Raw genomic sequence first — 24,996 nt, 5'->3', positions numbered from 1 at the left:
TCTATCGGCTGGCAGAGAAGGCCACAGAGTTGTTACGCAATGGTTGAGTGCGAAAACAACTCTGCGCTGTGGTTAACGAAGGTCAATCTTCGTCGCTACGATTGAATTTGACGAGCAGTTTTTCGGTGCGGGCATCCTCGACCTTGCGGATCAACTTTTCGGATTCGGCATTGTCGCGCAGCGTCTTGGTGATGTTCACCGTGGTCTGCACCAGCATCAATATGCCCATGGCGAGATAACCTTTGCCCCAGAGATCGAGCGGCATCATGTACAGGCCGAGCGCCAGCATGAAGGCGGCCGAGCCGAAGGAGATGTAGGAGAAGCTGACCCAGCTGGAGGAGTGTTTCTGGAAACTGTCGTTCATGATCGTAATCCCTATGTTCGATGGATTGGATGGTTGGATGGATGCGGTTTCAAGCGGCCGGGGTGATGCGGCTCTTCAGCCGGGCCAGCACGTCATCGGCGGATGAGTGGAGGGCGGCGCCGCAGCCGGCATTGGCAAGCTTTTCGATGATACCGGCCGGGCGGATCGAGCCTTCCATCTCCTTCAGCGCGGCCGCCGTCAGCTCGTTCTGGCTCTGGCGGATGCGCAGGCGGGCCAGCGTCTCCTCGGCGTCGTCGAGCGTCGCAAGGCCCGGACCGGCGACGACGACATCGAGCTTCTGCGCCTCCTGCGTCGCCCGGGCCAGCCGCTCGCCGCGCTGCAGCGCCTGCAGCCGCGCCTCGGAGGCCCGGACGATCGCCTTCAATTTGTCGATTGATGTGGTGAACTGGGCCTGCGCCTGTTCCGAGGCATCACGCTCGGCTTCGAGAAAAGCGATCGCCTCGGCCGCTTCGCGGGCCAGCCCGTCATTGCCCTTGGTGAGCGCCGCACAGGCACGGATCTCGAGATCGGCGATGCGGGCGACGATCGTTGCGTGCTGTGCCTTCTCCTGCTCGTTCTGGGCGATGGCGACGGCAACGCTGCGGCGCGCCGACTGGATCTGTTGGGCGGCATCACGGATCTGCTGGGACAGCAGCGGCACGGCGTGGCGATCGGCAAACGCCTGTTCGGCATCATGCGCCCTGCCCCGCAACAGAATCGAAATCAGTTTGAACATTTGCTTCCTCCGGTTTATGAACGTTGTTCACGAGTGCTGTTATGGCAGAATCATGAACAACGTTCAAGATAAATTTTGAACGACGTTCAAAAAAATCGAAGTGGAATGGTGAATGGCCGGCAGACGAGAAGAAAAACGCGAGGACCTGAAGGCGCGGCTGATCGAGGCGGCGCGCGACCGCATCGCCCGCGACGGGCTGACCAACCTCAGAGCCCGCGACATCACCCAGGACGCCGGCTGCGCACTCGGCGGCCTCTACACGGTGTTTGCAGATCTCGGCGAACTGGTGATCCACGTCAACTCGGCGACGCTGAAGGCGCTGGAGGCCAGGCTGACCCTGCCCGAGGCCAGGGATAAAAGCCCGACCGACCGCCTGCGCAACCTCGCCCAGGGCTACCTCGCCTTCGCCGTCGAGCACCGCAATCTCTGGAAAGCCCTGTTCGACCACTCCCCCCCCGACACCAGCCCGACGCCGCAATGGCACCTCGACGAACACCTCTTCCTGATGGACGTGATCGCCGAACCGCTGGCCGAACTGCAGCCCGACATGCCCCCCGAAGACCGCGCCATCCGCGCCCGCACCCTGTTCGGCGCCGTGCACGGCGTGGTCAGCATCAGCCTGGAGGGCCGCTTCGTCGGATTGCCGCTGGCGCGGCTGGCACGCGAGGTGGACGAGCTGGTGCAGACCATTGCAGCCGGGGCGGGGCGGCGGCGGTGATGGCGGGTGAGTGCGGCCGGCGTGGGTTTGGCAAGAGTCCTCCTCCCCTCCGTCGTCCTCGGGCTTGACCCGAGGACCCATGCCCGGAGCGGAAACTCCTCCCCAAAATGCCCCTCACCCTAACCCTCTCCCCGTAAACGGGGCGAGGGGACGTGTTACGCGAGACGTTGGAGAGAAACGGAAAGGCCGCGGCATATCCCCTTCGCCCCGCGAGCGGGGAGAAGGCGGCGGCAGCCGGATGAGGGGCTGGGCCTCGCCAATCTTCCGCGCCGGATGTCGCGCCTGCCAAAACCACTACCCATCTTACCGAGCGGGGAATTTCGCGGCCTCAACCCATTCCATATCGTCAAAATATCCCGATCGGTAAATTCCCCTGGACGCCCGCCGAAATTCCATTATATTTTCCCGATCGGGAAAATCACGTGTCGAAACAGATTAAAACTCCAGCCGATATCGGCGCCCTGGTTCGAAGCACGCGCAAGGGGCAAAACCTGCGGCAGGACGAGCTTGCCGGCGTCGCCGGCGTCGGGCTTCGGTTTATCGTCGATCTCGAAGCCGGCAAACCCACGGCGCAGATCGGCAAAGTCCTGCAGGTTCTGCAAACGCTCGGCTGCTCCATCGACATTCTGGCGCCCGGCGAGCGCAGACGATGACGGACAGGATCCTCAACGTCTGGTGGGGCGGCCGCATTGTCGGTCAATTCACGCAGGACCGACACGGCGATATCGGCTTTGCCTATGCCGAAGGCTGGCTCGGCGATGATGATGCGCTGCCGCTCTCGGCCTCTCTCCCGAAACGACCGGAGCGATTTTCCCGCCGGGAATGCCGGCCGTTTTTCGGCGGCCTGTTGCCCGAGGAAAGCCAGCGGATAGCCGCCGCGCAAGCCCTGGGCGTTTCTCCCGCCAATGACTTTGCGCTTCTCGATCACCTTGGCGGCGATGTCGCCGGTGCATTGCAACTGCTTGCCGAGGGCCAGGAGCCCGCGGAAACCGCGACGACTGCAGATCGCCAATCCGCGCCTTTGGACGAAGCCGGCATCGTTCGGGTGCTGGAGGCGCTTCCCGTGCGCCCTTTGCTGGCCGGCGAGGAAGGCTTGAGACTGTCGCTCGCCGGCGCGCAATCCAAGGTGCCGGTTGTTCTGATCGACGGCCGGATCGGCCTTCCCCTGCCTGGCCAGGCGACCACTCATATTCTGAAGCCACCAATAGCGCGCTTCAAGGCGACGACCGAAAACGAAGCTTTCGTGATGAGGCTCGCAGCCGCCATCGAGCTGGATGTCGCAGCGGTCGAACCGCGACATGTGCGGGAACGCCCGTTTCTTCTGGTCGAACGATATGACCGCGTCCGCGACGCCGGCGGCCTGGTTCGCCGCATCCATCAGGAGGATTTCTGCCAGGCGCTCGGCGTACCGTCGGAAACGAAATATGCGAGCGAAGGCGGGCCGACCTTCAAGGATTGTTTCGAATTGCTGAGACGGATTTCGGCAAGACCGGCGGTCGATGTTCTGAAGCTGCTGGACGCTGCCATCTTCAACCTGATCGCCGGAAATGCCGATGCCCACGGCAAGAACTTCTCCATCCTTTACGATAGCCAAGGCCCGCGGCTGGCAAAACTCTACGACCTCCTCTCCACCGTGATTTATCCGGAGCTGTCGCCAAAGCTGGCAATGAGAATCGGCAAACGTGCCACGCTCGCCGAGATGGATGCGGAGGGCTGGCAGGTCTTTGCGCGAGAAGCCGGCGTTGGCACTCCGCTGCTGCGCCGCCGGGTAAACGAAGTTTGCGACAAGGTGATAACGCTGACCGGCAAGGTCGCGGACGAGCTTGCAGACATATCGCCCGATCGAGACCCAATCGATGAGATCGCCGGCTTGATAGCAGGCCGGGCCGCAGCAATGAGGTTGACCTCGAAAGATTGAGGAAAGCAAGGAATTGCCGCCCGATGTCGCGGCTCTTGCCGATCGCTCACCTCAATCTCCGTCGTTCTCGGGCTTGACCCGAGGACCCACGGCCAAGCACTCTATGCCCCCACACGCCATCACCGCCAACGGAGACATCATGAGCCGCATCTTCATCACCGGTTCCACCGATGGCCTCGGCCTCGCCGCCGCCCGCACCCTCATCAGCGAAGGCCACGACGTCGTCCTGCACGCCCGCTCCCGCGAACGCGCCACCACCCTCGCCGAGATTTCGCCCAGCGCCCTCGGCATCGTCATCGGCGATCTCGCCAGCGCCGCCGAAACCCGCTCGATCGCCGAGCAGGTCAACGCCATCGGCCGCATGGACGCCATCATCCACAATGCCGGCATCTACCTCGAGCGCAGCCGCGGCGAAACCTCGGAAGGCCACGCCAAGACGCTGGCGGTCAACACGCTCGCCCCCTATCTCCTCACCGCCTGGATCACCCGGCCCCACCGCCTGATCTATCTCACCAGCGGCATGCACCGCAGCGGCACGGGCGCCCTTGACGATATCGACTGGAAGAAGCGGCCATGGGGCGCCAGCCAGGCCTATTCGGAAAGCAAGCTCTACATCGCCACCCTTTCCGCCGCCGTCGCCCGCCACTGGCCGGATGTCTTCAGCAATGCGGTCGATCCCGGCTGGGTGCCGACAAAAATGGGCGGCGCCGGCGCGCCCGATGACCTCGAAATGGGGCATCTGACCCAGACATGGCTCGCGAAGAGCGATGCGGGAGCCGCGAAGGTGAGCGGCGGGTATTGGTATCATCGGCAGCAGCGGGAGGCGGCGGCGGAGGTCAGCGATACGGGGTTTCAGCATGCGCTAATGGAGAAGCTTGCGGAGCTCACTGGTGTTCAGCTGTTTGGAGCGCGCGGGTAAGGCTACTGAAAGCGCTGTTTCACATAGTCTGTAATCGAATTTCCTGTAAGTTCCGCGGTAGCATTTCCGCCACGGACATAGAAGCGCTGTTGGTTGCCGTCCTTCACAAAAGCCGGCTTGGGTCCAACCTCGCAACGCACAGCTAACACGCGCTCCCCGTCTTGCTCATCAAAATGCAAATGAACGTATGGAAGAAACACGTCCCCTATCCTATCCTTGATAAGATTGACCAAGTGCAATCCCATTTTATCTTCATTGGGAAACCCGTCCGAAGAAATCCCAATAATCGTCCCATCATCAGACACGCCAATTAGCAAAGTACCGCCTTTAGCGTTAAGAAAGCCGCAAATCGTTTTAAGAACGGAGAGATGCATTTTTTCATCCGCCTGCCCTGTGTGAAGATTGACCCTTAGCGTTGATTTGAATTCCACTGCGCCGGACTCGCCGCCAGAAATTAGGGTTGCGACGGGAACTTGGATGGGAGCAGAAGGTTTCGTTCCTTGTGTCAGGAGCTCCCAAGCCTCCCGCACGACTTGCGCCATTTTCAACCGACGAGCGATTAGAAACTCATTGTAGGGCATCTCCCACCAATGAGGAGGCAGGGCGTGGAGCTTGTTAATGCGCTCTCGCTCGGCCGGCACCATACCGGCAATTAGCGTCGGAACGTATTCCGAAGGCGCTTTCTTTCCAATCTTAATATTAGTGGGCCATTCAACAGCTGCAAAGTTCGCGATCTGATTGATCATTTTCAAATCAGATAGTCCGTTTTCCTCAAGGTATCCCCGTGGAAACAGGTGGTGCTGTTCCAGCGACGCCCTCGAGCCCTGAACCGCAGGATCTACAACAGCGTTGATCTTGAGTGTGCCGAAAAGTATCGGTGCATCAAGCATGATAAGCGCTGCTTGATACGCAAAAAGAGACGGACTTCGCGAGGCAGAAGTGGCGAGTTGACTGGGCAGGGTTATATCCCAGTAATCATTCGTCAGTGTGGTGGCGCATATATCTCGTAATCTTGCGACGAACACATCTCCACTTGGGAGATCGCGAAGCATTCCGAGATCGGCCTCGAAGCGTGTTTCTGGTGAGTTTGTGAAACGCCCTGTCATGGCCGCCATGAAGAAGAATTCAGCTATCACCTGACGCATGTCGGTCCGATGGACCGAATAGTCGCGAATTCCCATGAGATAGAGGACGTAACTAAAGATGATCGCGGCTTCCGAACTGATCATCTTCTGACCCCGGTAGCCAGCCAGCTTGAGCGCGTTAAGAAAATGATGCCAGTTTCCAACACTCAAAACTGTCTTTTGAGCATCGCGCATCAATGCAAACTGATATTCACGCTTTTCAGAACTATCTTGCCCAGTCCCGGCATCTCTTCCGCGTAATGCTCCGTAGACATTTTCCAGGCGCGCCCGCTTCAGAGCCAGCCCGACAGTTGCTCTAAGCATTTGATCTGGAGATGGTTTTATGAAGTGATTGAATGGTGATGATTGTCCATCACTGGGCATTGATGCTTTCAACGAAAATTCTTCAAGTTCCTTTCTTCCCTTCTCCCAGAACACTGACATGAGCGTCATAATAAAGTCGGCTTGATTTAGAGATTTACCTTTTCCATTTATCCGCACAAATACTTCGGCTATGGTCTCTTCATCTACCGACGACGGTAGTGTTAGAGCAACAAAACTATAATTCAAAAGATTCCTTAGGTGGTCAATTGCCGCCTCTATCTTCTCTTGGTCGCTCTCGGAAAGCTCGCGAATTTCTAACAGCTCAGCAATGAACGTTTTTCGATAGGCACTTGGCCTAAACTCCGCTCCCCAGAGAACCGAAATATCCGGAATGTATGCTCGGTCCTTCTTAATAGCCGCATCGGCAACATCAAATCGCTCGGACAACGGGTTGAATGCGATCTGAATTCTTTCCTTCTTGAAACTTGAGCGAAGAACTTCGCCTCCCTTAACTACAGCGTAGAGCGAGGTCAGGCGCTGTTGCCCATCCACGATTGCAAGCTCTGGCACAGCCTGCTTCGCGTCGGTACCAATGCTCCGGAGACCATTCTCCGCCCCGGTTTTCCAGAATAGAAGGAAGCCAGCAGGATAGCCGCGATAAAGTGAATCGAATAGGTCCCGAACGTTTACGTTCGGCCAGACAAATGGACGTTGCAACTCAGGCAGGCCGATCTTTCCTCTGTCTATATCCTCAATAAGTGAAGAGATAGGAATATTGCTCGTGGTGAATATCGGCATGGTGGCCCCAATCGGTAAGTAACGCAGCCGAAACGAGATGATTCGCGCGATGATTGCAAGAGGAGTGGCGTGTTCAGGCTATGGAGCTGGTGCAGACGATTGCGACGAGGGGCGACACTGGCGACTTATCGGGGGTTACCGCGTTCCTGCTCAATGTTTGCCAGCAGGCTTTTCTTTGCTAGTAGCTGTCGTTTTGTGGATAGGCAGCCAAGTTACCCTAGTTTTTCGCCGAAATTTCCCTCAATAGCAATTCGGCCTGAGCGAGCACCGTCTGCACTGCCTCCTGCTCCAAATCCGGCGGATAGCCGAACCGCTTCAGAATACGCTTCACTAGAATCCGCATCTTCGCTCTAGCGCTTGCCTTGTGCTGCCAGTCGACTGTGACCGAGCCGCGCATCTGCTCCACGAGCTCGTGGGCAATTATGCGCAGTTGCTCGCTGCCCATCGCTTCGACCGCGCTCTCGTTGCCTGCTAAGGCATCATAGAAGGCAATCTCTTCCGGCGTCAGTCCAAGCTCTTCGCCACGAGCAGAGGCGGCCTGCATTTCCTTTGCCAAGGCAATCAGTTCTTGGATCATCTCCACCGTGGAGATGGCATTGGCATGGTACCGGGCAACGGCTTCCTCGAGTCTTCGGGAGAAGGTTTTCGCCTCGACCACGTTGGACTTCGAACGGCTCTTGATCTCACCGTTCAGCAGTTTTTTCAGCGCCTCCAGGGCGAGGTTCTTTTTCTCCATCTTCTGGACATCGGCAAGGAACTGGTCAGAAAGGACAGAGATATCAGGGCTGTCGAGGCCCGCAGCTTTCAAGATGTCGATGATCTCGGCATTGGCCACAGCCTGATTGAGAAGCTGCTCGACAGCCAGCGATTTCGCTCTGTCAGAGATCTTGCCAGTAGCCGTCGTCTTGACGAGGGCTGCCCTGACAGCTTGGAAGTATCCCACTTCATCCCTGATCTCGGCAGCGTCATCGCTGGCGGATGCAAGGGCATAGGCCTTGCTCAATTCCAGAACAGCATCCTGATATCGCCGGTGGGACTGCTTCTTAGCTTCCTGACTCTCGACTTTCGCGGCTTCCGCCTGCTGCCACTTCAGGATCCAGTCAATGCCATCTGCGAGGGCTCTGAGGCGCTCGAAGGGCTTGCCCGATATGCCGAGACTATAATCGTGACCGGCGAACATACCCCGGACGATCTCGTATTTCTCCAGGAGGAGCGCGACCGCCTCTTCCTCATCGATCCCCGTCTTGTCGCGGTCGGACTGAGAATACTGGGCAAGCGCCTTTTTCAGGTTGGTGGCGATGCCGATGTAATCCACGACCAGACCACCCGGCTTTTCCTTGAACACACGATTGACGCGGGCGATCGCTTGCATGAGCCCGTGGCCTCGCATCGGCTTGTCGACATACATTGTGTGCATGCAGGGCGCATCGAACCCCGTCAGCCACATGTCGCGCACGATGACGAGCTTCAGCGGATCCTCAACTTTCCTGGCCCGCTTGGCGAGATCGTCGCGCCGCCGCTTGTTTCCGATATGCGGTTGCCAGTCGAGCGGGTCGGAGGCCGAGCCGGTCATGACAATCTTGATAGCGCCCTTGTCGTCATCATCGGAATGCCATTCGGGACGGAGAGCGACAATCTCCTTATAGAGATCAACGCAGATGCGGCGGCTCATACAGACCGCCATGGCCTTGCCCGGCAGGCCTTCGATCCGCTTTTCCAGATGTGCAACGAGGTCTGCGGCAACTTGCTTGAGGCGTTTGTCCGCGCCCACCAGCCGCTCAACCGTGGTCCACTGGGCCTTCTGCTTCTCTTGCTCGGTCAGGGTATCATCTTCAAGCATCGCCTCGATCGCAGCGTCGATCTTTGGCTTTTCATCCTCATTCAGCTCTATCCGGGCAAGGCGGCTTTCATAGTAGATCGGGACAGTTGCGCCGTCCTCGACTGCGCGGCTGATGTCATAAATGTCGATGTATTCGCCGAAGATGCGTTGGGTGTCCACATCACCATCTTCGATCGGCGTTCCGGTGAAGCCCATAAAGGAGGCGTTGGGCAAGGCCTGACGAATGTAGTGGGCGTAGCCGTAGCGACGCCTGCCGGTCTCTCGATTGAGCTTTGAATCGAAACCGTACTGGCTGCGGTGTGCCTCATCAGCCATGACGATGACATTGCGTCTATCCGTCAGCAGGGGGAAGACCTCTTCGCCCGCTTCCGGCGTGAACTTCTGGACGGTGGTAAAGATCACGCCACCGGATGCCCGGTCCAAAAGTTTCCGGAGCTCATCACGGCTGTTCGCCTGTTCCGGTGTCTGGCGGATGAGGTCCTTGCACAGGCTGAAGGTCCCGAAAAGCTGGTCGTCCAGATCGTTGCGGTCGGTCAGCACGATCAGCGTGGGATTTTCCAGATCGCGAGACCGGACGATCAGGCCGCCGAGGAAGGCCATCAGCAGGCTTTTGCCCGAACCCTGTGTGTGCCAGATGACGCCGATCTTCCGGTCACCCTCCGGCTTCACGGCTTTGATAGCGCTGGTGATTGCCTTCCGCGCCCCGTGGAACTGGTGGTAACCGGCAATTATCTTGAAAGGGCCGTCGCCTTGATCTCCGAAAACAGTGAAATCACGGATCAGCGCGAGAAAGTGCTCCTTATCGAACACGCCGCGCAGCAGCGTGTCCATCTCATAGGGGCCATGAGGCGTGAAATCGCCGTCGGCTCCTGTCACCGAACGCCAAGGCATGAAGCGCTCTTCATCCGCCGTCAGTGAGCCGATCCGTGCCAGCATCCCATCAGACGCTATCATGACGGCATTGGTGCGAAAGAGCGACGGGATTTGCTCCTTGTAGGTTTGAAGTTGCTGGTAGGCCTGATCAATGGTGGCGTTCTCGCTAGCAGCGTTCTTCAGCTCGATGATGCCGAGCGGCAGGCCGTTGACGAAAACCATCACGTCCGGCCGTCGTGTATGCTTGCCCTCGGCGACAGTGAACTGGTTGGTGACGAGAAATTCGTTGTTCTCCGGATGCTCGAAATCGATCAGCCAGACTTTGTCCCCCTTCACCTCGCCATCGCCGATGCCGAATTCCACATCGACGCCTTCGGCAATCAGGCGATGAATGCGGCGGTTCTCTTCCACCAGCAACGGCGTTTCCGTGATGGAAAGCTGGCGGATTGCCTGTTCGCGAGCGTCAGCGGGGATGTTCGGGTTCAAACGCTCGAGGGCTGCCGAGAGGATGTCGGCTAAAAGCAGGTCGCCATACGCCAAACGGGCCGGGGCACTGCCATCTGGTGAGATAACGGTGCTCGGCTGGTAGATGTAGCCAAGGTCTTGGAACGTGGAGAGCACGACTTCTTCGACTAGCCCTTCGGAGAAGCCGCCTCCGCTACTGACGTTCTGCACAAAGTCGTAGGCGACCATCCTCTCAACCCCTACTGTCAAATCTCCAGCCCTCTACCGCTAAATTGAGGAATAGAAATTCATAATTTCCCTCAGTACATGATCACGCCGGTCTTCGGGAATCTCGACTGCTGCCATCATTTGGCGAAGCCTTGTTCGAACCCTTGCGCTTTTGAATGATGATTTTTGCCAATCTACTGATGCTTCATTCTCAAATCGATAATCGAGTTTGTCTGCCGCATTCTGCCGCATGGCGTCATCATATTCTGGCAATAGCTGATCCAAGATATTCTTGACGCGGCTGACACGGTCAGCATCGCTCTCGACGGGTGCCAAATTGATTGGCGCGAGCACATACGCCGCTTTGTGCTGCTCGCGCTCTCGGCGCTCTCGTTTCTCTTCCTCCAGCAGCCTTTCCAGCCAGTCATTGCAGTAGAGTGATGCCCCTTGGGCGTCTGGAAATAGACTACCGTTGTGAATATTCATCTTGCGCAGCATATCCAGGCATCCCAAGCGGTCGACGTTCGGAATATGAATCTTGCAGATGTATTGCTTGATCTGATTTGCCAGATCATCCGTGAGCTCGTATTCCCGCACCCTCTCCTCGGTCGAGGCATCAACTCCTTCGAGAGTGCGAGTAACCGGCTCCGACACAATGATCTCTTCATCCATAAGGCGATCAATGATGAAGGCCGCAAGATTGTCCTCGCCACTTGGTGTCAGTGTGAAGAGCCCAGCCTGGTTCACCAAGCGTGTGTTGTTATGTCCCCTTGGCTCGCGGAACAGCCTGTCCTCTACGAACTCGTCTTTAAGGGCTGTCATGTTGATGCAGAAGACCGCCCTGGATGGATTATCTTCTGGGTCATCGGCGCGATTGAAGGCAAAATACAGGGCTACAAACGGCGAGCGCGTCCAATCAAGCAGAGGGGTATATAGCCCATGATGCTGTCCAATAGCCCACTTTTCGATTTCAGCATGGTCATCGTCAAACATACTGAGGTCATATCCCCGCCCGCGCATCGACAACTCGAACTGTTCGAGCAACCATTGGCGTTTCGCCACCGGAATTGCACCACCATTAAACTGGCGAGCGAGGGTAGAAGCCAAGGGCCAGTCAGAACCGCGTTGACCACGATAAATCATTTCCCTGGATGCGCGCCGATGATCCGGATCGCGCATTACATCGATAAATTTTTCCCAGCTTTCAACCCGGCAAGAAGGAACCAGTCCATCAATGCTCGACGTGTCTTGCTGAAAGTAAGGCCAAAGAGGTAGGGAATCCAAATGCTGACGAAGAGCGTCGGGGTCTTTTCGCTGCGAAGGCATCATTGGCTCGCCTCAATCACATCCTCAGCATCTGACAGGCGGATTTCGCCAGACATGAGCTTAGAGAGGAGAAGGTCGCGCGTGGCGGCGAGGGTGCGGCTTTCGAAGAGTCTGTTCACGAGCAAATCTATAAGGGGGGTGACCAGTGACTCGAAAGCCGCCTCCACAGGCGTCGGCGCGACGGCTATTTCCAGGCGCTTCATGTCTTCTTTAGTGACATGCCCAAGGCCCGTTGTCTGCTTGTTACGGGCCAGTTCGGCAAACTGTAACATCAAAGCTTTGAGCAGGACATAAAGTGCGGCTTTCGAGCGGACGCCATTTTCACGCACCGCGAAAATGTGTTGGTTGAGCCATGCGTCTCCACCAATCCAAACGAAAGCATCGATTGATGTATCCGGATTGCCTGACCACGAAAACAGTAGCTCCCCGTCAGAGATCCGATATCTCTCCCCCAATGCTGTATTCGTACGCTTGGTATTGCTCGTGACACCATTTTTGAGCTCGGCGATCTTCACGACCGGAAGCGCGTCCAGAGCATCGCTGAAATGCATGTTCTTGTACGCAGCACCATTGATCCAATTCGCCTGATCCAAAAGCGATTTGCTTTTCCACCCCTCCGGCAATCCGTTATCGCCATGAGTGGCAGGAAACAAATCGGCGAGGGCTTGCGCCCGGTCGGCATCCTGCACGAGGCTGCCCATGATCTCCACTGAGTCTGTTGCGCCGTCCAACTTGCGGCGGGTAGGGCCGAAATCGACGAACCAGTCGCGGAAGATCGCTTGCGCCATCGCCTCCAGCGTCTCGTTCATCCGCCGGTTCAGTTCGATCTTGTCGTCAAGGGAGCCGAGGACGTCAGCGATGGCACGTTGTTTCCTCAGATCTGGCAGCGCTACAGGGAATGAGGGGAACTCCTTGAGAGCTATCCGATCAACGGTCGCTCCGAAGACTGTCCGGCTCCGCAGAAAATCCTGAAACAACGGTGACAAATAGTAGTACAGGAAAAACTTCGGGTCGAGTTTACCTCGATCCGTGCGAACAAGTCCCATGCGCCGACCCAAGCAACACTCGAAGCCTTCTGGAATGATGGCCGCCTGACCAAGCCTTGTTTCATACGAAAATACCACATCCCCCGGCTGAGGTTTCACCCTGCGGGTCCATGACGCAAAGTCTTCCGGTGTGACGTGACGCGTTTCCCCTAGATTGATCCGTCCATCTTGTAACGCTCCGATACCAAGAAAAATCGGGCCTGCCGTGACTGTTTTAGGGGTCGCATGTGGGCCGTCAAATATCTTCGCGACATCTCCGATCGCGACGGTGGGCCACTCAGTCATTGTGAATGATCCCGCCTAGAGCCGCTTCGATATGTTTCTCAAGGTCTCGCCCTTGCTGGAATTGCCCGAGCAAGGTCTCCCTCAGTCCCTCGAACTTCTCCGCAAACGAAATTCCATCATCCTCCGCATCCGCCGCGCCTACATAGCGCCCTGGCGTCAGCAGATGGCCGTGCTCGCGAACCGACTTCAGATCGGCCGATTTGCAGAAACCCGGCTCATCTGCATAGTCTGCCCAACCATTTTTCGCTCGTGTTTCCGCCTTCGAGCGCCAACGATGATAGGCGCCCGTGATCTTATCGATATCCTCTGCCGTAAACTCGCGGCGAACCCGGTCCACCATGAAGCCCAGCTTGCGGGCATCGATGAAGAGGATTTCGCCGCGCCGGTCGCGGTGGCCATTGGCGCTCTTATCGCGGGCTAGAATCCACAGGCAGGCAGGGATCTGGGTCGAATAGAAGAGCTGGCCCGGCAGCGCCACCATGCAATCCACCTGATCTCTCTCGATCATCTCCTTGCGGATGTCGCCTTCACCGGATTGCTGAGATGACATGGAGCCATTGGCCAGCACCACACCCGCCGTGCCGCGTGGGGCAAGATGGTGGATGATGTGCTGCAGCCAGCCAAAATTGGCATTGCCGTTCGGCGGCCTGCCAAACTTCCAGCGGGCATCTTCCGCCAGCCGCTCGCCGCCCCAATCGGAAATGTTGAAGGGCGGATTGGCGAGGACGAAATCAGCCTTCAGGTCCGGCAGTTCGTCGCGGTGGAAACTGCCCTCGTTGTTCCAGCGGATATCGGCATCGATGCCCTGGACGGCGAGGTTCATCTTGGCCAGACGCCAGGTGGTGTGGTTGATCTCCTGGCCATAGACGGCGATGTCGTTACGCCGCCCGCCATGCTCCTCGATGAACTTTTCCGATTGCACGAACATTCCGCCCGAACCGCAGCAGGGGTCATAGACGCGGCCCTTGTAGGGCTCCAGCATTTCGACCAGGGTGCGCACCACCGAGCGGGGCGTGAAGAACTCGCCACCGCGCTTGCCTTCCGAGCCGGCGAAACCGGAAAGGAAATATTCGTAGACCCGGCCCAGCAGGTCTTTTGCCGTGTCCTTGCTGTCATGCAGCCCGATGTTGGAGAAAAGATCGATCAGTTCGCCGAGCATGGTCTTGTTCAGGGTGGGCCTGGCATAGTTTTTCGGCAGAACACCCTTTAGCCCCTCGTTCGACGGGAAGCGCTCGATGGCCTCCATCGCCTCGTCGATCAGCTTGCCGATCTCCGGCCGCTTGGCATTGGCCTGCAGAAAAGGCCACCGCGCCTCCGTGGGCACCCAGAAGACGTTCTCCGCAAGGTACTCCTCCGGGTCTTCCGCATCGGCATATTCGTCTGCCGTTAGCTTGGCGTGAAGCCCCTCGAAGGCATCGGAGATGTATTTCAGAAAGATAAGGCCGAGCGCCACATGCTTGTATTCCGACGGCTCCAGATTGCCCCTGAGCTTATCTGCAGCCTTAAAAAGCTCGGCCGTGAAGCCGAGGTCACCATTATTCTCTTTTGCCACGCATGCGCTCCCAATAATTGGGCCGACGATAGCAGCGAAGCAGGCTGTGTAAAGGACGAAAGGCAAGCCTCAGTTGTTCATAGATGATCTACCGGTTAGGTGTACCGCCGCGGCAACATATCGCCCTTAAGTGTCTGTTTTATCGAAATTAACAAGATTGGCTGGGGCGCCTGGATTCGAACCAGGGATGACGGTACCAAAAACCGTTGCCTTACCGCTTGGCGACGCCCCACCAGAGCTTTCGGCGGAAACCGCCTGCTCAAATCGACGCCTGATTAGCAAAGCTCTCGGTCCGTCACAATGACTAAGTTGCGCCTCAAGCAGATTTATGCGCGCGCGGGGCGGTGGGCCGTGCTAGGAATTGGCGGTGTCATCGGCCTCGAGATCATTGCCTTCATGGACAGTCCCGCATTCGACCTCGTCTTCGAGCCGGCCTATGGGCGGGCCGTGCCGGTGGCGCCAGGGGTCGAGCGGATTACGGCGAACAATCCCGGGCCTTTCACCTTTTTCGGCACCAACAGCTATATCGTCGGCGGTTCCTCGGTCGCGGTCATCGATCCCGGGCCGGAGGACGAGGCGCATTTCCAGGCGCTGATGGCGGCGCTGGCCGGCCGTGAGGTGACGCATATCTTCGTCAGCCACACCCATCGCGACCACTCGCCGCTCGCCCGCCGGCTGCGCGCGGCAACCGGGGCGGTGACGGTGGGCCAGGGGCCGCACCGGCCGGCAAGGCCGTTGCGCGCCGGCGAGATCAATCCGTTTTCCGAAAGCTCCGACATGGCCTTCGTGCCCGATATTTCGATCGGCAACGGCAAGACCATCAAGGGCGACGGCTGGGTGCTTTCAGGCGTGCCGACGCCGGGGCACACGGCCAATCATGCCGCCTTCGCGCTGGACGGCGGCGATCTGCTGTTCACAGGCGATCATGTCATGGCCTGGTCGACCTCGATCGTCGCGCCACCGGATGGCTCAATGGCCGATTACATGGCCTCACTCGACAGGCTGATCGCGCGCGAGGATGGGCTGCTGCTGCCCGGCCATGGCGGGCCGGTGACGGAGCCGGCCAGCTTCCTCCGCGCGTTGAAGGCGCACCGGCTGGGGCGCGAGCAGGCGATCCTGACGCGCATCCGGGCGGGCGACCAGGGGATCACCGAGATGGTCAAGGCGATCTACAGCGATACCGATCCGAAGCTGCATGGGGCGGCCGCCCTTTCCGTGCTCGCCCATATCGAGGACCTGGTGGAGCGCGGCGAGATTGCCGCGGATGGGCCGCCTTCGCTTGCCGCCCTCTACCGGCCGGCAGCAGGGAGATGAGCCAGCAGATGGGCGCCGCTTACAGCTATCGCGACGATGCGGATGTGCCCGATTTTGCCGATGACCGGCCGCTGATCGTCTTTGATGGCGAATGTGTGTTCTGCTCCGGCTGGGTGAAATTCGCGCTGAAACACGACAAGCAGCGGCGATACCGCTTCCTCGCTGCGCAGACGCCGCTCGGCGCCGCGCTCTACCGGCATTATGGGCTGGATGGGCGCGACTACGAGACCAATATCCTGATCGAGAACGGCCGCGCCTTCTTCAAATCCGACGGCTCGATCCGCATGGTCGCCGGCCTCGGTTTTCCCTATTCGCTGATCAGGCTTTTCCGGCTGCTGCCGCGGCGGGTGGCCGACACGCTTTATGAATTCATCGCCCGCAACCGGCTGAAGATCGCCGGCCGGCAGAGCTGCATGGTGCCGACGCCGGAGCAGCGCAGCCGCTTCATCGCATGAGCGGCGACAGGCTTTCGCTGCTGATCATCGGCGGCTACGGCACGTTTGGCGGCCGGCTGGCGCGGCTGCTTGGCGATGAACCGCGGCTCAGACTGCTGATCGCCGGGCGGTCGCTTGAAAAGGCAGACGATTTCGTTGCGGATCTCAGAGCCCCGAAAGATGGATCCGAGGGCTTGGGAAGCAGCAATCTGGGGGCGACGCTACAGGCCGTGCGCTTCGATCGTGATGGCAATCTGGCGGAACAGCTGACGCGGCTGAGGCCGGATCTCGTCATCGATGCCTCCGGGCCGTTTCAGAGCTTCGGGGACGACCCCTATAAGGTGGTGCGCGCCTGCATTGGCCTCGGCATCGATTATGCCGATATCGCCGACAGCACCGGCTTCGTCGCCGGCATCAGCGGGCTCGATGCCGCGGCGCGCGCCAAGGGCACTTTCGCGCTCTCCGGGCTCAGCAGCCTGCCCGCCCTCTCCTTTGCCGCGCTCGAGGCGATGGCGCCGCAGTTTTCCCGCATCGAAACTGTGGCGGCCGGCATCGCCCCGTCGGCGCATGTGAAGATCGGCCTCAATGTCGTCAGGGCGATATCGACCTATGCCGGCAAGCCGGTGGCGGTGCTGCGCGAGGGGCAGCCGGCCACCGGGCGCGGGCTGATCGATGCCATGCGGGTGACGATCGCTCCGCCTGACGTGGCGCCGCTTCGCAGCCGGAATTTCCTGCTGGTGGATGCACCTGACCTGGCGCTGCTGCCGCAGCGTTTTCCCGGCCTGCAATCAAGCTTCACCGGGGTCGGCACCGAGCCGCAGGGCCTGCAGCGGCTGCTCGGGCTTACGGCGCGGCTCGTCAGCCTCCGGCTGCTGCCGTCGCTGCTGCCATTGTCGCGGCTGATGCAGCGCGCCAGCCACCGCTTGGCGATCGGCAAACATCGCGGCGGCATGTTCGTGCGCTTGGGCGGCATCGATCATGCGGGGCGGCGGCTGACATCGGACTGGCATCTGATTGCCGAAGGCGATGACGGGCCGTTCATTCCGGTCATCGGCGTCGAGGCGCTGGTGCGCCGGCTGCTTGCCGGCATCCGGCCGGTGAGTGGCGCGCGGCCGGCGGCCGGCGAATTGCAGCTTGCCGATTTCGAAACGGCCTTCCGGCGTTTTCGGATCACCTCGGGCATCCGGCTGGACCATGCGGAAGAGCCGCAGCCGCTCTATCGGCGCATCCTCGGCGACGCCTGGCAGAGCCTGCCGCCGGCGCTGGCGGCGATCCATGCGGGCGGCACGCGCCTCGCCTCCGGCCGGGCGCGGATCGAGCGCGGCAGCGGGCTCCTCGCCCGGCTGATCGCCGGCATCATCGGCTTTCCCGCCGCTGGCGAAGATGTGCCGGTGGCGGTGCGCTTTGCTGCCGATGGTGAGAGGGAGATCTGGACGCGCAGTTTCGGGAGCAAGACCTTCCGCAGCTGGCAGGCCGCCGGCACCGGCCGCGACCGCGACCTGCTCGCCGAGGTCTTCGGGCCTTTCCGGGTGCTGCTGGCGCTGGTGCCGGAGGGCGAGAGGCTGCGGCTCATCGTGCGCGGCTGGCGCTTTTGCGGCATCCCGCTGCCATTGTTCCTGGCGCCCTGCGGCGATACTTACGAGGAGGAGCGGGATGGGCGGTTCTGTTTCCATGTGGAGATCGGCGGGCGGCTGACCGGGCTGGTGGTGCGGTATACGGGGTGGTTGGTGGTGGAGTGAGGGGAGGACGCGACACCTCCCCACTCCCCCGTGGGTCCGAAAGACGGGGCGAGACCAAAATGCGCGGAGCGTAAGCGAAGGCGGAGATGCTGGCGCGACTTCTCTCCAGCCTCATCCTGAGGTGCGTAGCCCACCGGGCGAAGCCTCGAAGGACGGGGCGGGCCACCGGTCCTGCCACATGCGGATGCGGCTGAGGGAATTCAGCCACCCGCCCTCGTCCTTCGAGGCCCCGGCGGGGCACCTCAGGATGAGGGCTGATCGTTGTGCGGGCCGGCTGGATCGAAAGACAGAGGCGCTGCCCTATCAAAGCCGCGAATGCGCTGAGCGAAGGCGGAGATGCTGGCGCGACTTCTCTCCAGCCTCATCCTGAGGTGCGTAGCCCACAGGGCGAAGCCTCGAAGGACGGGGCTGGCCACCTGTCTTGCCACATGCGGATGCGGCTGAGGGAACCACCCGCCCTCGTCCTTCGAGGCCCCGGCGGGGCACCTCAGGATGAGGGCTGATCGTTGTGCGGGCCGCCTGGATCGAAAGACAGAGGCGCTGCCCTATCAAAGCCGCGAATGCGCTGCGCGAAGGCAGAGATGCTGGCGCGACTTCTCTCCAGCCTCATCCTGAGGTGCGTAGCCCACAGGGCGAAGCCTCGAAGGACGGGGCTGGCCACCTGTCTTGCCACATGCGGATGCGGCTGAGGGAACCACCCGCCCTCGTCCTTCGAGGCCCCGGCGGGGCACCTCAGGATGAGGGCTGATCGTTGTGCGGGCCGGCTCGGTTGTGTGATACGGCGCGACGTCGAGTTTGTGGCACCGTAACGGACCTGAATCTGCCGCACCCTCTCCCGGCCCTTCGCTTTGGGCTCAGGGCGTTCGCCGCTGCAATCGATTCACTGGATCGATTGCTGCCGCCTCTGGCGGCACCGCGGCTCACCCACCCGCAATCCCCAGCAATTCGGAATCCAGCGCCTTCAGATAATCGCCGGCGATGTCGGCGCTGAAGCCGAGGTCGTGTTGGCCGTAGCGGGAGGCGACGCGGATGTCGACGAAGGTGGTTTCGGCCTCTTCGCGCAGCCGGATGAGGATATCGAAGCGCAGGCCGAGGATCAGCGTGCGGTTGGTTGCCTGCAGCGTCACGCCGTTGGCGCCGCGGATCAGCTTGGCGACATCGTCGTCATAGGGGCGCGGCGTCGGCACGGGCACGATATCGGGCGCATCGGCGACGGCAGCATCATCGCTCGGCTCAGGCTTGGCCGGCCGGTCCTCGGGGTCGCGGTCGGGCTCGGTATCGCCGGTGGTCCGGATGATGGTGAAGCCGCGCAGCTTGGCGACCTTGCGCACCGCCTCCAGCACGCGGTCGAGTGCGCCCTCATAACGCCGGCCGGTCAGCTCGGGATAGGCGGTCATCTGCTTTTCACGATCCTCCGGCATCACCGGATTGCGCTTCAGCCAGATCTGGTCGGCTTTCGGCGGCGACAGCCAATCCGGCACCGAGACCGGATCGGTGGAGACGTCGTAGATATCCGGCAAGGTCAGATAATGCTCGGTGGCAAAGGCGCCGAGCGCTAAGGGAAAGGCGGCGTAGATCAGCGCGGCGAGTGCGGCCAGCCCGCCTTCGGCGCCCGTCATCCAGAGGCTGCGCAGCCCGACGGCGGCCAGCAGGGCGGCGAGCAGCGCGCCGCCGGCGGCGGCGATCAACAGCAGCACCAGATAGGGGGTGGCGAGGCCGCCGAAACGATGGGCGACCAGCACCGCCAGCGCCAGCACCAGGGAAAACGCCCCGAGCAGCCGCGAAAAGCGGGCGGCGTTGGAAACGGGACGGTCGAAACGGATGGCCATCAAACTTACCGGTTGCTCGTCAGCGCCGCGCCTTCAACCACGCAAATCGCCATACCCCTGTTTAGAGCATGATGCCGAAAAGTGTGAAGCGGTTTTCGGACGACATCATGCTCTATTTCTTTGATTTAAATCCGGATTCAGATTTTAGGCCAGCCCGGCCTAAAATCATCCGGATCTGGGCAAGATTCGGCTGAATTGAAACTGTTGTCTCGGAATATCAGCTGGAATTCACCAGCGAAGACCATGACGAGACCATGATGAAGTCCGGGGCGAAGACGGGGCGATTCCATAAGCCCTTGCTGATATGTTAAAAAAGGGCCATTCTGCCGCGGTTTCATCTCCGATTTTAAAGGCAAGGAGAGACGGGATGATTTCAACCGAGATAGCCGCAAGGCCGCAGGCGTCTGCGCTTGGCGGGATCGACCACAGCGAGCCGATGCTGCCGATGGAGCTCGTCGAGCTCGAACTTTCGCTCGAAGGTTATGCCGGCGGCGATGCCGGCTTCTGCGAGGCGGTGCGCCAGGCGGCGCAACGGTCGGGTGGCGAGCTGCTGTTCGACCTGCCGGCCGGGGGTCTTATCGAGGATTGCCGCCGCATCGCGGTGCTGCGCATTCCCGATGACGGCAGTGAGATGCGCGTCGTGCTGGCGCTGCTCGATTATGCCGGCACCGAAATCCGTATGCAGGCGCCGGATGAGCAAACCGCGCATCTGGTGCGTTTCGCCGAAGCTTTCATCGAAGTGCTGGAGCGGATCTAGAGCTTCGAAGCGTGATGCCGAGAGATGGGCTAGCGCCGCTCGGCCGCCGCTTCCGCAACGCTGCGAAAGGGAAACTTGCGGCCGCATTCGCACTTGATGACAAAATTTTCCTGGTGATTGGAAGGCCGCTGCACGCCAAAGCCGCGCGGCAGCCGATCGACCTTGAAATCCGGGTGTTTGCGCTTCGGATCGTCAACTTCCGAGGCTTCGGCAAAGCCCTCGTTGCCGCATTGCGGACAGTTCAGTTTTTTCGAAAATCGATCGCGGATGGCCATGCTCGTTCCAGTGTTTGCCGACCTCTCTTACAGAGGAATCTCCGGTGGCGAAAGTGGAACCATATGCGGGGGATGCCGTTCCTTTTTTGAAAAGGAGGCGATCATGCCCAACAGAGACCCGATGCCGATCCCCAATGCCGACACGCCGCGCGGCCCAACGCCGACCCCCGGCATTCCCGACCCCACCCAGCAAAAGCCGCCGCTGACGCCGGTGCAGGACCCGTCGGACACGAAGAACCCACAGGACCCGCTCGATCCGGCGCTGCTGCCGATCGGGGATCCGGCTGGGGCGGCGTGAGCGTCATCTTCACGCCCGCTCGCTCCTGTGCGGAGTGTCCCCTACCGAAGGATTTGGGCGCACTGTGACAGGCACTGGAACTTAGTAAACGCTGGGCCAATTGAGCACCCGGTGTAGTGTGTCCCTGTTCTCTGGCGACGAGTTTGACGGAAACGCCAACCACACTCTCCGTCATCCCAGGCCTTGAGCCTGGGATCCATACGGCTGCTGCTGATGGATGCGGCGTGGATGCTCGGCTCAAGGCCGAGCATGACGGAGGGTGGGATAGGCGGGAGAAACCGTTCACATCCACTACACGCCTCCCCGCCGCAGCTTGACGCCCGGACCCGAATGGCATTTCCTCAGGGAAAAGCAAGGAATACCCCGATGCGCCTTTCCCTCCTCATCACCATTGCCACCCTTGCCGCCGCGCTTTCCGCCTGCCAGACGATGACGCCGGAGGAGCGGCGGGCAGCGGATGAAGGGCGGTGCCTGAGCTATGGTTTCCGGCGCGGCACGGATGGGTTTGCCACCTGCCTGCAGCGCATCGATCTCGACCGGCGGGCCGAATCGCGGGCGCAAAGTGCCGAGATGATGCAGAGCATGGCCTGGGATCTCAACGGGCCCTATGTCTACCACGATCACTGGCACCATCATCATTGATCCCAGGCGCCCTAAGGGCGTCCGCGGGCACTTGCCGGTATCTGACTATTTCCCCCCGAGGTCTTTCAGACCTCCCGACCGGAAGTCTGAAAGACCTCCTGAGATGACCGCCTGCGCCGCCGCCAATCTGGCGATCGGCACGCGGAACGGCGAGCAGGAGACATAGTCCAGCCCGATCGTCTCGCAGAAGCGGATCGAGGCCGGGTCGCCGCCATGTTCGCCGCAGATGCCGAGTTTCATGTCGTTGCGGGTGCGCCGGCCGCGTTCGGCGGCGATGCTGATCAATTCGCCGACTCCGTCGAAATCGAGCGAGATGAACGGATCGTGCTCGATGATGCCCTTGCGCTGATAGGTGGGGATGAAGGCGGAGGCGTCGTCGCGCGAGATGCCGAAGGTGGTCTGCGTCAGGTCGTTGGTGCCGAAGGAGAAGAATTCGGCGGCTTCGGCAATCACATGGGCGCGGAGCGCCGCACGCGGCAGCTCGATCATCGTGCCGACGAGATAATCAATCTTCATGCCGGCCTCGTTCATGACCTTGCCGGCGACCTCATCGATGCGCGCCTTGACGTAATCGAGCTCGGAGCGCAGGCCGACCAGCGGCACCATGATCTCCGGCACGACGGCCGCCCCGGTCTCCTTAGCTGCGGCAACCGCCGCCTCGAAGATGGCGCGGGCCTGCATCTCGACGATTTCGGGATAGGAGATCGCCAGCCGGCAACCGCGATGGCCGAGCATCGGATTGAACTCGTGCAGCGCATCGACGCGCTGGCGAAGCGCTGCCGCCTCCATGCCCATGGCGAAGGCGACTTCGGCCACCTCGTCGTCGGTCTTCGGCAGGAATTCGTGCAGCGGCGGGTCGAGCAGGCGGATCGTCACCGGCAGGCCGTGCATGACGGTGAAGAGGCCGGTGAAATCCAGCCGCTGCATCGGCAGCAGCTTGTCGAGCGCCAGCCGCCTGCCCTTCTCGTCGACGGCGAGGATCATCTCGCGCATGGCATGGATGCGCTCGCCCTCGAAGAACATGTGCTCGGTGCGGCAAAGGCCGATGCCTTCGGCGCCGAAGGAACGGGCGGCGCGCGCATCGGCCGGCGTATCGGCATTGGTGCGCACCGTCATGCGGCGGGCGCGGTCGGCCCAGCCCATGATCCGGCCGAAATCGCCCGACAGTTCCGGCTGGATCATCGGCACCTCGCCCTTCAGCACCTGGCCGGCCGAGCCGTCGATGGTGATGATATCGCCCTTCTTCAGGGTGACGCCGATGCCGAGCAGCCGCTCGTTGCGCATGTCGATGCGCATGGTGCCGGCGCCGACGACGCAGGGGATGCCCATGCCGCGGGCAACGACCGCCGCATGGCTGGTCATGCCGCCGCGGGTGGTCAGGATGCCTTCGGCGGCATGCATGCCGTGAATATCCTCCGGGCTGGTCTCGACCCGGAGCAGAATGACCTTGCGGCCTTCGGCCTCGGCCTCGACGGCCTCCTCGGCGGTGAAGACGATGGCGCCGGTGGCAGCGCCCGGCGAAGCCGGAAGCCCGGTGCCGATCACCTGGCGGGTGACACGCGGATCGATCGTCGGATGCAGCAGCTGGTCGAGGCTTGATGGTTCGATGCGCAGCACCGCCTGCTCCTCGGTAATCACCTTCTCGTCGACCATATCGACGGCGATCTTCATTGCCGCCCGGGTCGAGCGCTTGCCGGAGCGGGTCTGCAGCATCCACAGCTTGCCGCGCTCGATGGTGAATTCGATATCCTGCATGTCGCGGTAATGGATCTCGAGTTCGGTGCAAATGCCGCAAAGCTCGCGAAACGCCTCCGGCATCAGCTTTTCCATCGACGGTTTTTCCGAGCCGGAGGAAATCCGGCCCTCCTCGGTGATGCTTTGCGGCGTGCGGATGCCGGCAACGACATCCTCCCCTTGCGCATTGACGAGGAATTCGCCGTACAGCGCCTTCTCGCCGGTCGACGGGTTGCGGGTAAAGGCAACACCGGTGGCGGACGCATTGCCGAGATTGCCGAAGACCATCGCCTGGATGTTGACCGCCGTGCCCCAGGCTCCGGGAATATTGTGAAGCTGGCGGTAGGTGACGGCGCGTGCATTCATCCAGCTGGAAAAGACCGCGCCGACGGCGCCCCAGAGCTGCACCTCGGGATCCTGTGGGAATTCCTGCTCCAGTTCCTCCTCGATCAGCCGCTTGTAGAGAGAAACGATATGCTGCCACTCGGAGGCGCTGAGTTCGGTATCGAATTCGTGACCGAGCTTGGCCTTCTCGTCTTCGAGGATTTCCTCGAAGGCGTCGTTGCCGAGACCCATGACGACATCGGCATACATCTGGATGAAGCGGCGGTAGCTGTCCCAGGCAAACCGCGCGTCGCCGGCATCATGGCCGAGCGCCTGCACGGTCTCGTCGTTGAGGCCGAGATTGAGCACGGTGTCCATCATTCCCGGCATCGAAACACGGGCGCCGGAGCGCACCGAAAGCAGCAGCGGCTGGCTGCCGGCGCCAAAGCGGCGGCCGGTGATTGCCTCGATGCCAGCAATGCCGGCGCGCACCTCGACCTTCACAGCGTTCTCGATATGGCGGCCGTTCTTGTAATAGGTGTTGCAGGCATCGCCGACGATCGTCAGCCCCGGCGGAACGGGAAGCCCCAGGGCGCACATTTCCGCGAGATTGGCGCCCTTGCCGCCGAGAATCTCGTGATCGCGCGCCCGGCCCTCAGCCTGCCCGTCGCCGAACGTATAGACCCACTTGGTCATCTTCCCCCCAACACCAAACCGGGATTAGCTTAATCCGTTGGTGTTGAAATGAAAATCGACAAATGCGGCGAAATGTTGCGCTGCACAATAAATCTTCGGCACGGCCGCGGTCGAAACGATTGAAAGCCGGTGGGAACAAGAAAAAGGTACAAAAAAAGCTTTGCGGGACTGCAACAATGTCCCGCAAAGCCTTGTTTCCGTCCGGCCAGGAAAACCGGACGGGGGGTCCCACAACCCAGGAACGGTTCAGCTTTTTGAAAAAGGAACCGCTCTGACCATCATCTTACGCAACTCCGGGGAAAACAGATCTGTCCTTCCCTGGAATTACTCTAACGGCTTCCGGTTCTTGCCCTCGCCCGGAAAACCGCACGCAAATTCGACAATGCGCAACGCTTGATTGCCAGCTTTTCAGCTGGGTAATTAGGTTGCGTCGAAACAACTTCTAATGCAAGTCAGCGA

The 24,996-nt window shown here is 60.5% G+C and carries 20 protein-coding genes and 1 tRNA gene; 10 read left to right on the top strand and 11 right to left on the bottom strand.

The window, feature by feature from the left end:
* Nucleotides 1-82: 82 nt before the first annotated feature.
* Together HJB82_RS19905 and HJB82_RS19900 are read right to left on the bottom strand one after the other, a co-directional pair.
* Nucleotides 83-364 carry a YiaA/YiaB family inner membrane protein gene (locus HJB82_RS19905; RefSeq protein WP_003588051.1) on the bottom strand — a complete coding sequence of 94 codons (282 nt, stop codon included), beginning with the start codon at nucleotides 362-364 and terminating at the stop codon, nucleotides 83-85.
* Nucleotides 365-413: 49 nt separating this feature from the next.
* Nucleotides 414-1,100 carry a PspA/IM30 family protein gene (locus HJB82_RS19900; protein ID WP_221116947.1) on the bottom strand — a complete coding sequence of 229 codons (687 nt, stop codon included), beginning with the start codon at nucleotides 1,098-1,100 and terminating at the stop codon, nucleotides 414-416.
* A gap of 112 nt (nucleotides 1,101-1,212) precedes the next feature.
* On the opposite strand from HJB82_RS19900, the gene HJB82_RS19895 reads away from it, so the two are divergent.
* The 4 genes from HJB82_RS19895 to HJB82_RS19880 all read left to right on the top strand — a co-directional run bounded on the left by HJB82_RS19895 (nucleotide 1,213) and on the right by HJB82_RS19880 (nucleotide 4,655).
* Entirely contained in the window at nucleotides 1,213-1,818 is a 606-nt protein-coding gene (locus HJB82_RS19895) for a TetR/AcrR family transcriptional regulator (protein WP_221141119.1), read from the top strand.
* Between the two features lie 422 nt (nucleotides 1,819-2,240).
* The gene (locus HJB82_RS19890) at nucleotides 2,241-2,471 is read left to right on the top strand and encodes a type II toxin-antitoxin system Y4mF family antitoxin (RefSeq protein ID WP_221141116.1); all 231 of its coding nucleotides are present in this window, start codon (nucleotides 2,241-2,243) and stop codon (nucleotides 2,469-2,471) included.
* Nucleotides 2,468-3,736 carry a type II toxin-antitoxin system HipA family toxin gene (locus tag HJB82_RS19885; RefSeq protein ID WP_221141114.1) on the top strand — a complete coding sequence of 423 codons (1,269 nt, stop codon included), beginning with the start codon at nucleotides 2,468-2,470 and terminating at the stop codon, nucleotides 3,734-3,736. The genes HJB82_RS19890 and HJB82_RS19885 overlap by 4 nt, the downstream gene beginning before the upstream one ends.
* A 139-nt stretch (nucleotides 3,737-3,875) precedes the next feature.
* Nucleotides 3,876-4,655, top strand: coding sequence for an SDR family NAD(P)-dependent oxidoreductase (locus tag HJB82_RS19880; protein ID WP_221141105.1), 780 nt, complete (start codon nucleotides 3,876-3,878; stop codon nucleotides 4,653-4,655).
* 2 nt (nucleotides 4,656-4,657) lie between these two features.
* Here the strand turns inward: HJB82_RS19880 and HJB82_RS19875 are convergent, their stop codons facing one another.
* From HJB82_RS19875 to HJB82_RS19850, 6 genes are all read right to left on the bottom strand, one after another.
* Entirely contained in the window at nucleotides 4,658-6,901 is a 2,244-nt protein-coding gene (locus HJB82_RS19875; protein WP_221141103.1) for a DUF262 domain-containing protein, read from the bottom strand.
* A 217-nt stretch (nucleotides 6,902-7,118) separates the two neighbouring features.
* The gene (locus HJB82_RS19870; protein WP_221141100.1) at nucleotides 7,119-10,307 is read right to left on the bottom strand and encodes a type I restriction endonuclease subunit R; all 3,189 of its coding nucleotides are present in this window, start codon (nucleotides 10,305-10,307) and stop codon (nucleotides 7,119-7,121) included.
* A gap of 39 nt (nucleotides 10,308-10,346) precedes the next feature.
* Nucleotides 10,347-11,615 carry an FRG domain-containing protein gene (locus HJB82_RS19865; RefSeq protein ID WP_221141099.1) on the bottom strand — a complete coding sequence of 423 codons (1,269 nt, stop codon included), beginning with the start codon at nucleotides 11,613-11,615 and terminating at the stop codon, nucleotides 10,347-10,349.
* Nucleotides 11,612-12,943 (bottom strand): restriction endonuclease subunit S, encoded by a 1,332-nt coding sequence (locus tag HJB82_RS19860; protein ID WP_221141098.1) that lies wholly within the window; start codon nucleotides 12,941-12,943, stop codon nucleotides 11,612-11,614. The genes HJB82_RS19865 and HJB82_RS19860 overlap by 4 nt, the downstream gene beginning before the upstream one ends.
* Entirely contained in the window at nucleotides 12,936-14,495 is a 1,560-nt protein-coding gene (locus HJB82_RS19855) for a class I SAM-dependent DNA methyltransferase (RefSeq protein WP_221141096.1), read from the bottom strand. Before HJB82_RS19855 ends, HJB82_RS19860 begins: the two co-directional genes overlap by 8 nt.
* Nucleotides 14,496-14,653: 158 nt before the next feature.
* Nucleotides 14,654-14,727, bottom strand: a tRNA-Gln gene (locus tag HJB82_RS19850).
* A 164-nt stretch (nucleotides 14,728-14,891) separates the two neighbouring features.
* On the opposite strand from HJB82_RS19850, the gene HJB82_RS19845 reads away from it, so the two are divergent.
* The 3 genes from HJB82_RS19845 to HJB82_RS19835 are packed head-to-tail and all read left to right on the top strand — an operon-like array spanning nucleotide 14,892 to nucleotide 17,982.
* Nucleotides 14,892-15,809 carry an MBL fold metallo-hydrolase gene (locus tag HJB82_RS19845; RefSeq protein WP_221141224.1) on the top strand — a complete coding sequence of 306 codons (918 nt, stop codon included), beginning with the start codon at nucleotides 14,892-14,894 and terminating at the stop codon, nucleotides 15,807-15,809.
* Nucleotides 15,806-16,264 (top strand): thiol-disulfide oxidoreductase DCC family protein, encoded by a 459-nt coding sequence (locus HJB82_RS19840; RefSeq protein WP_221141094.1) that lies wholly within the window; start codon nucleotides 15,806-15,808, stop codon nucleotides 16,262-16,264. The genes HJB82_RS19845 and HJB82_RS19840 overlap by 4 nt, the downstream gene beginning before the upstream one ends.
* Entirely contained in the window at nucleotides 16,261-17,982 is a 1,722-nt protein-coding gene (locus HJB82_RS19835; RefSeq protein WP_221141092.1) for an SDR family oxidoreductase, read from the top strand. The genes HJB82_RS19840 and HJB82_RS19835 overlap by 4 nt, the downstream gene beginning before the upstream one ends.
* A gap of 920 nt (nucleotides 17,983-18,902) precedes the next feature.
* Here HJB82_RS19835 and HJB82_RS19830 read toward each other — a convergent pair.
* The gene (locus tag HJB82_RS19830; protein WP_221132229.1) at nucleotides 18,903-19,811 is read right to left on the bottom strand and encodes a DUF1499 domain-containing protein; all 909 of its coding nucleotides are present in this window, start codon (nucleotides 19,809-19,811) and stop codon (nucleotides 18,903-18,905) included.
* A 367-nt stretch (nucleotides 19,812-20,178) separates the two neighbouring features.
* Here HJB82_RS19830 and HJB82_RS19825 point away from each other — a divergent pair, with 367 nt between their 5' ends.
* A complete protein-coding gene (locus HJB82_RS19825) occupies nucleotides 20,179-20,568 on the top strand; it encodes a hypothetical protein (RefSeq protein ID WP_207583270.1) in 390 nt (129 codons plus the stop codon).
* Nucleotides 20,569-20,597: 29 nt separating this feature from the next.
* Here the strand turns inward: HJB82_RS19825 and HJB82_RS19820 are convergent, their stop codons facing one another.
* Nucleotides 20,598-20,843: a hypothetical protein gene (locus HJB82_RS19820; RefSeq protein WP_207583269.1), complete on the bottom strand. Its 246-nt coding sequence runs from the start codon at nucleotides 20,841-20,843 to the stop codon at nucleotides 20,598-20,600.
* Nucleotides 20,844-20,946: 103 nt separating this feature from the next.
* Here HJB82_RS19820 and HJB82_RS19815 point away from each other — a divergent pair, with 103 nt between their 5' ends.
* Together HJB82_RS19815 and HJB82_RS19810 are read left to right on the top strand one after the other, a co-directional pair.
* Entirely contained in the window at nucleotides 20,947-21,141 is a 195-nt protein-coding gene (locus HJB82_RS19815) for a hypothetical protein (RefSeq protein ID WP_221141090.1), read from the top strand.
* 366 nt (nucleotides 21,142-21,507) lie between these two features.
* Nucleotides 21,508-21,783, top strand: coding sequence for a hypothetical protein (locus tag HJB82_RS19810; RefSeq protein WP_221132230.1), 276 nt, complete (start codon nucleotides 21,508-21,510; stop codon nucleotides 21,781-21,783).
* A gap of 45 nt (nucleotides 21,784-21,828) precedes the next feature.
* Here the strand turns inward: HJB82_RS19810 and ppdK are convergent, their stop codons facing one another.
* On the bottom strand, nucleotides 21,829-24,537 hold the full coding sequence (ppdK, locus tag HJB82_RS19805) for a pyruvate, phosphate dikinase (RefSeq protein WP_221132231.1): 2,709 nt from the start codon (nucleotides 24,535-24,537) through the stop codon (nucleotides 21,829-21,831).
* Nucleotides 24,538-24,996 lie beyond the last annotated feature (459 nt).

Origin of the sequence: Rhizobium sp. NZLR10 (assembly GCF_019685125.1) — a bacterium.
GTDB lineage: Bacteria > Pseudomonadota > Alphaproteobacteria > Rhizobiales > Rhizobiaceae > Rhizobium.
The sequence above is the reverse complement of the archived record's forward strand: the minus strand, read 5'-3'. Positions and strand labels throughout refer to the sequence as shown.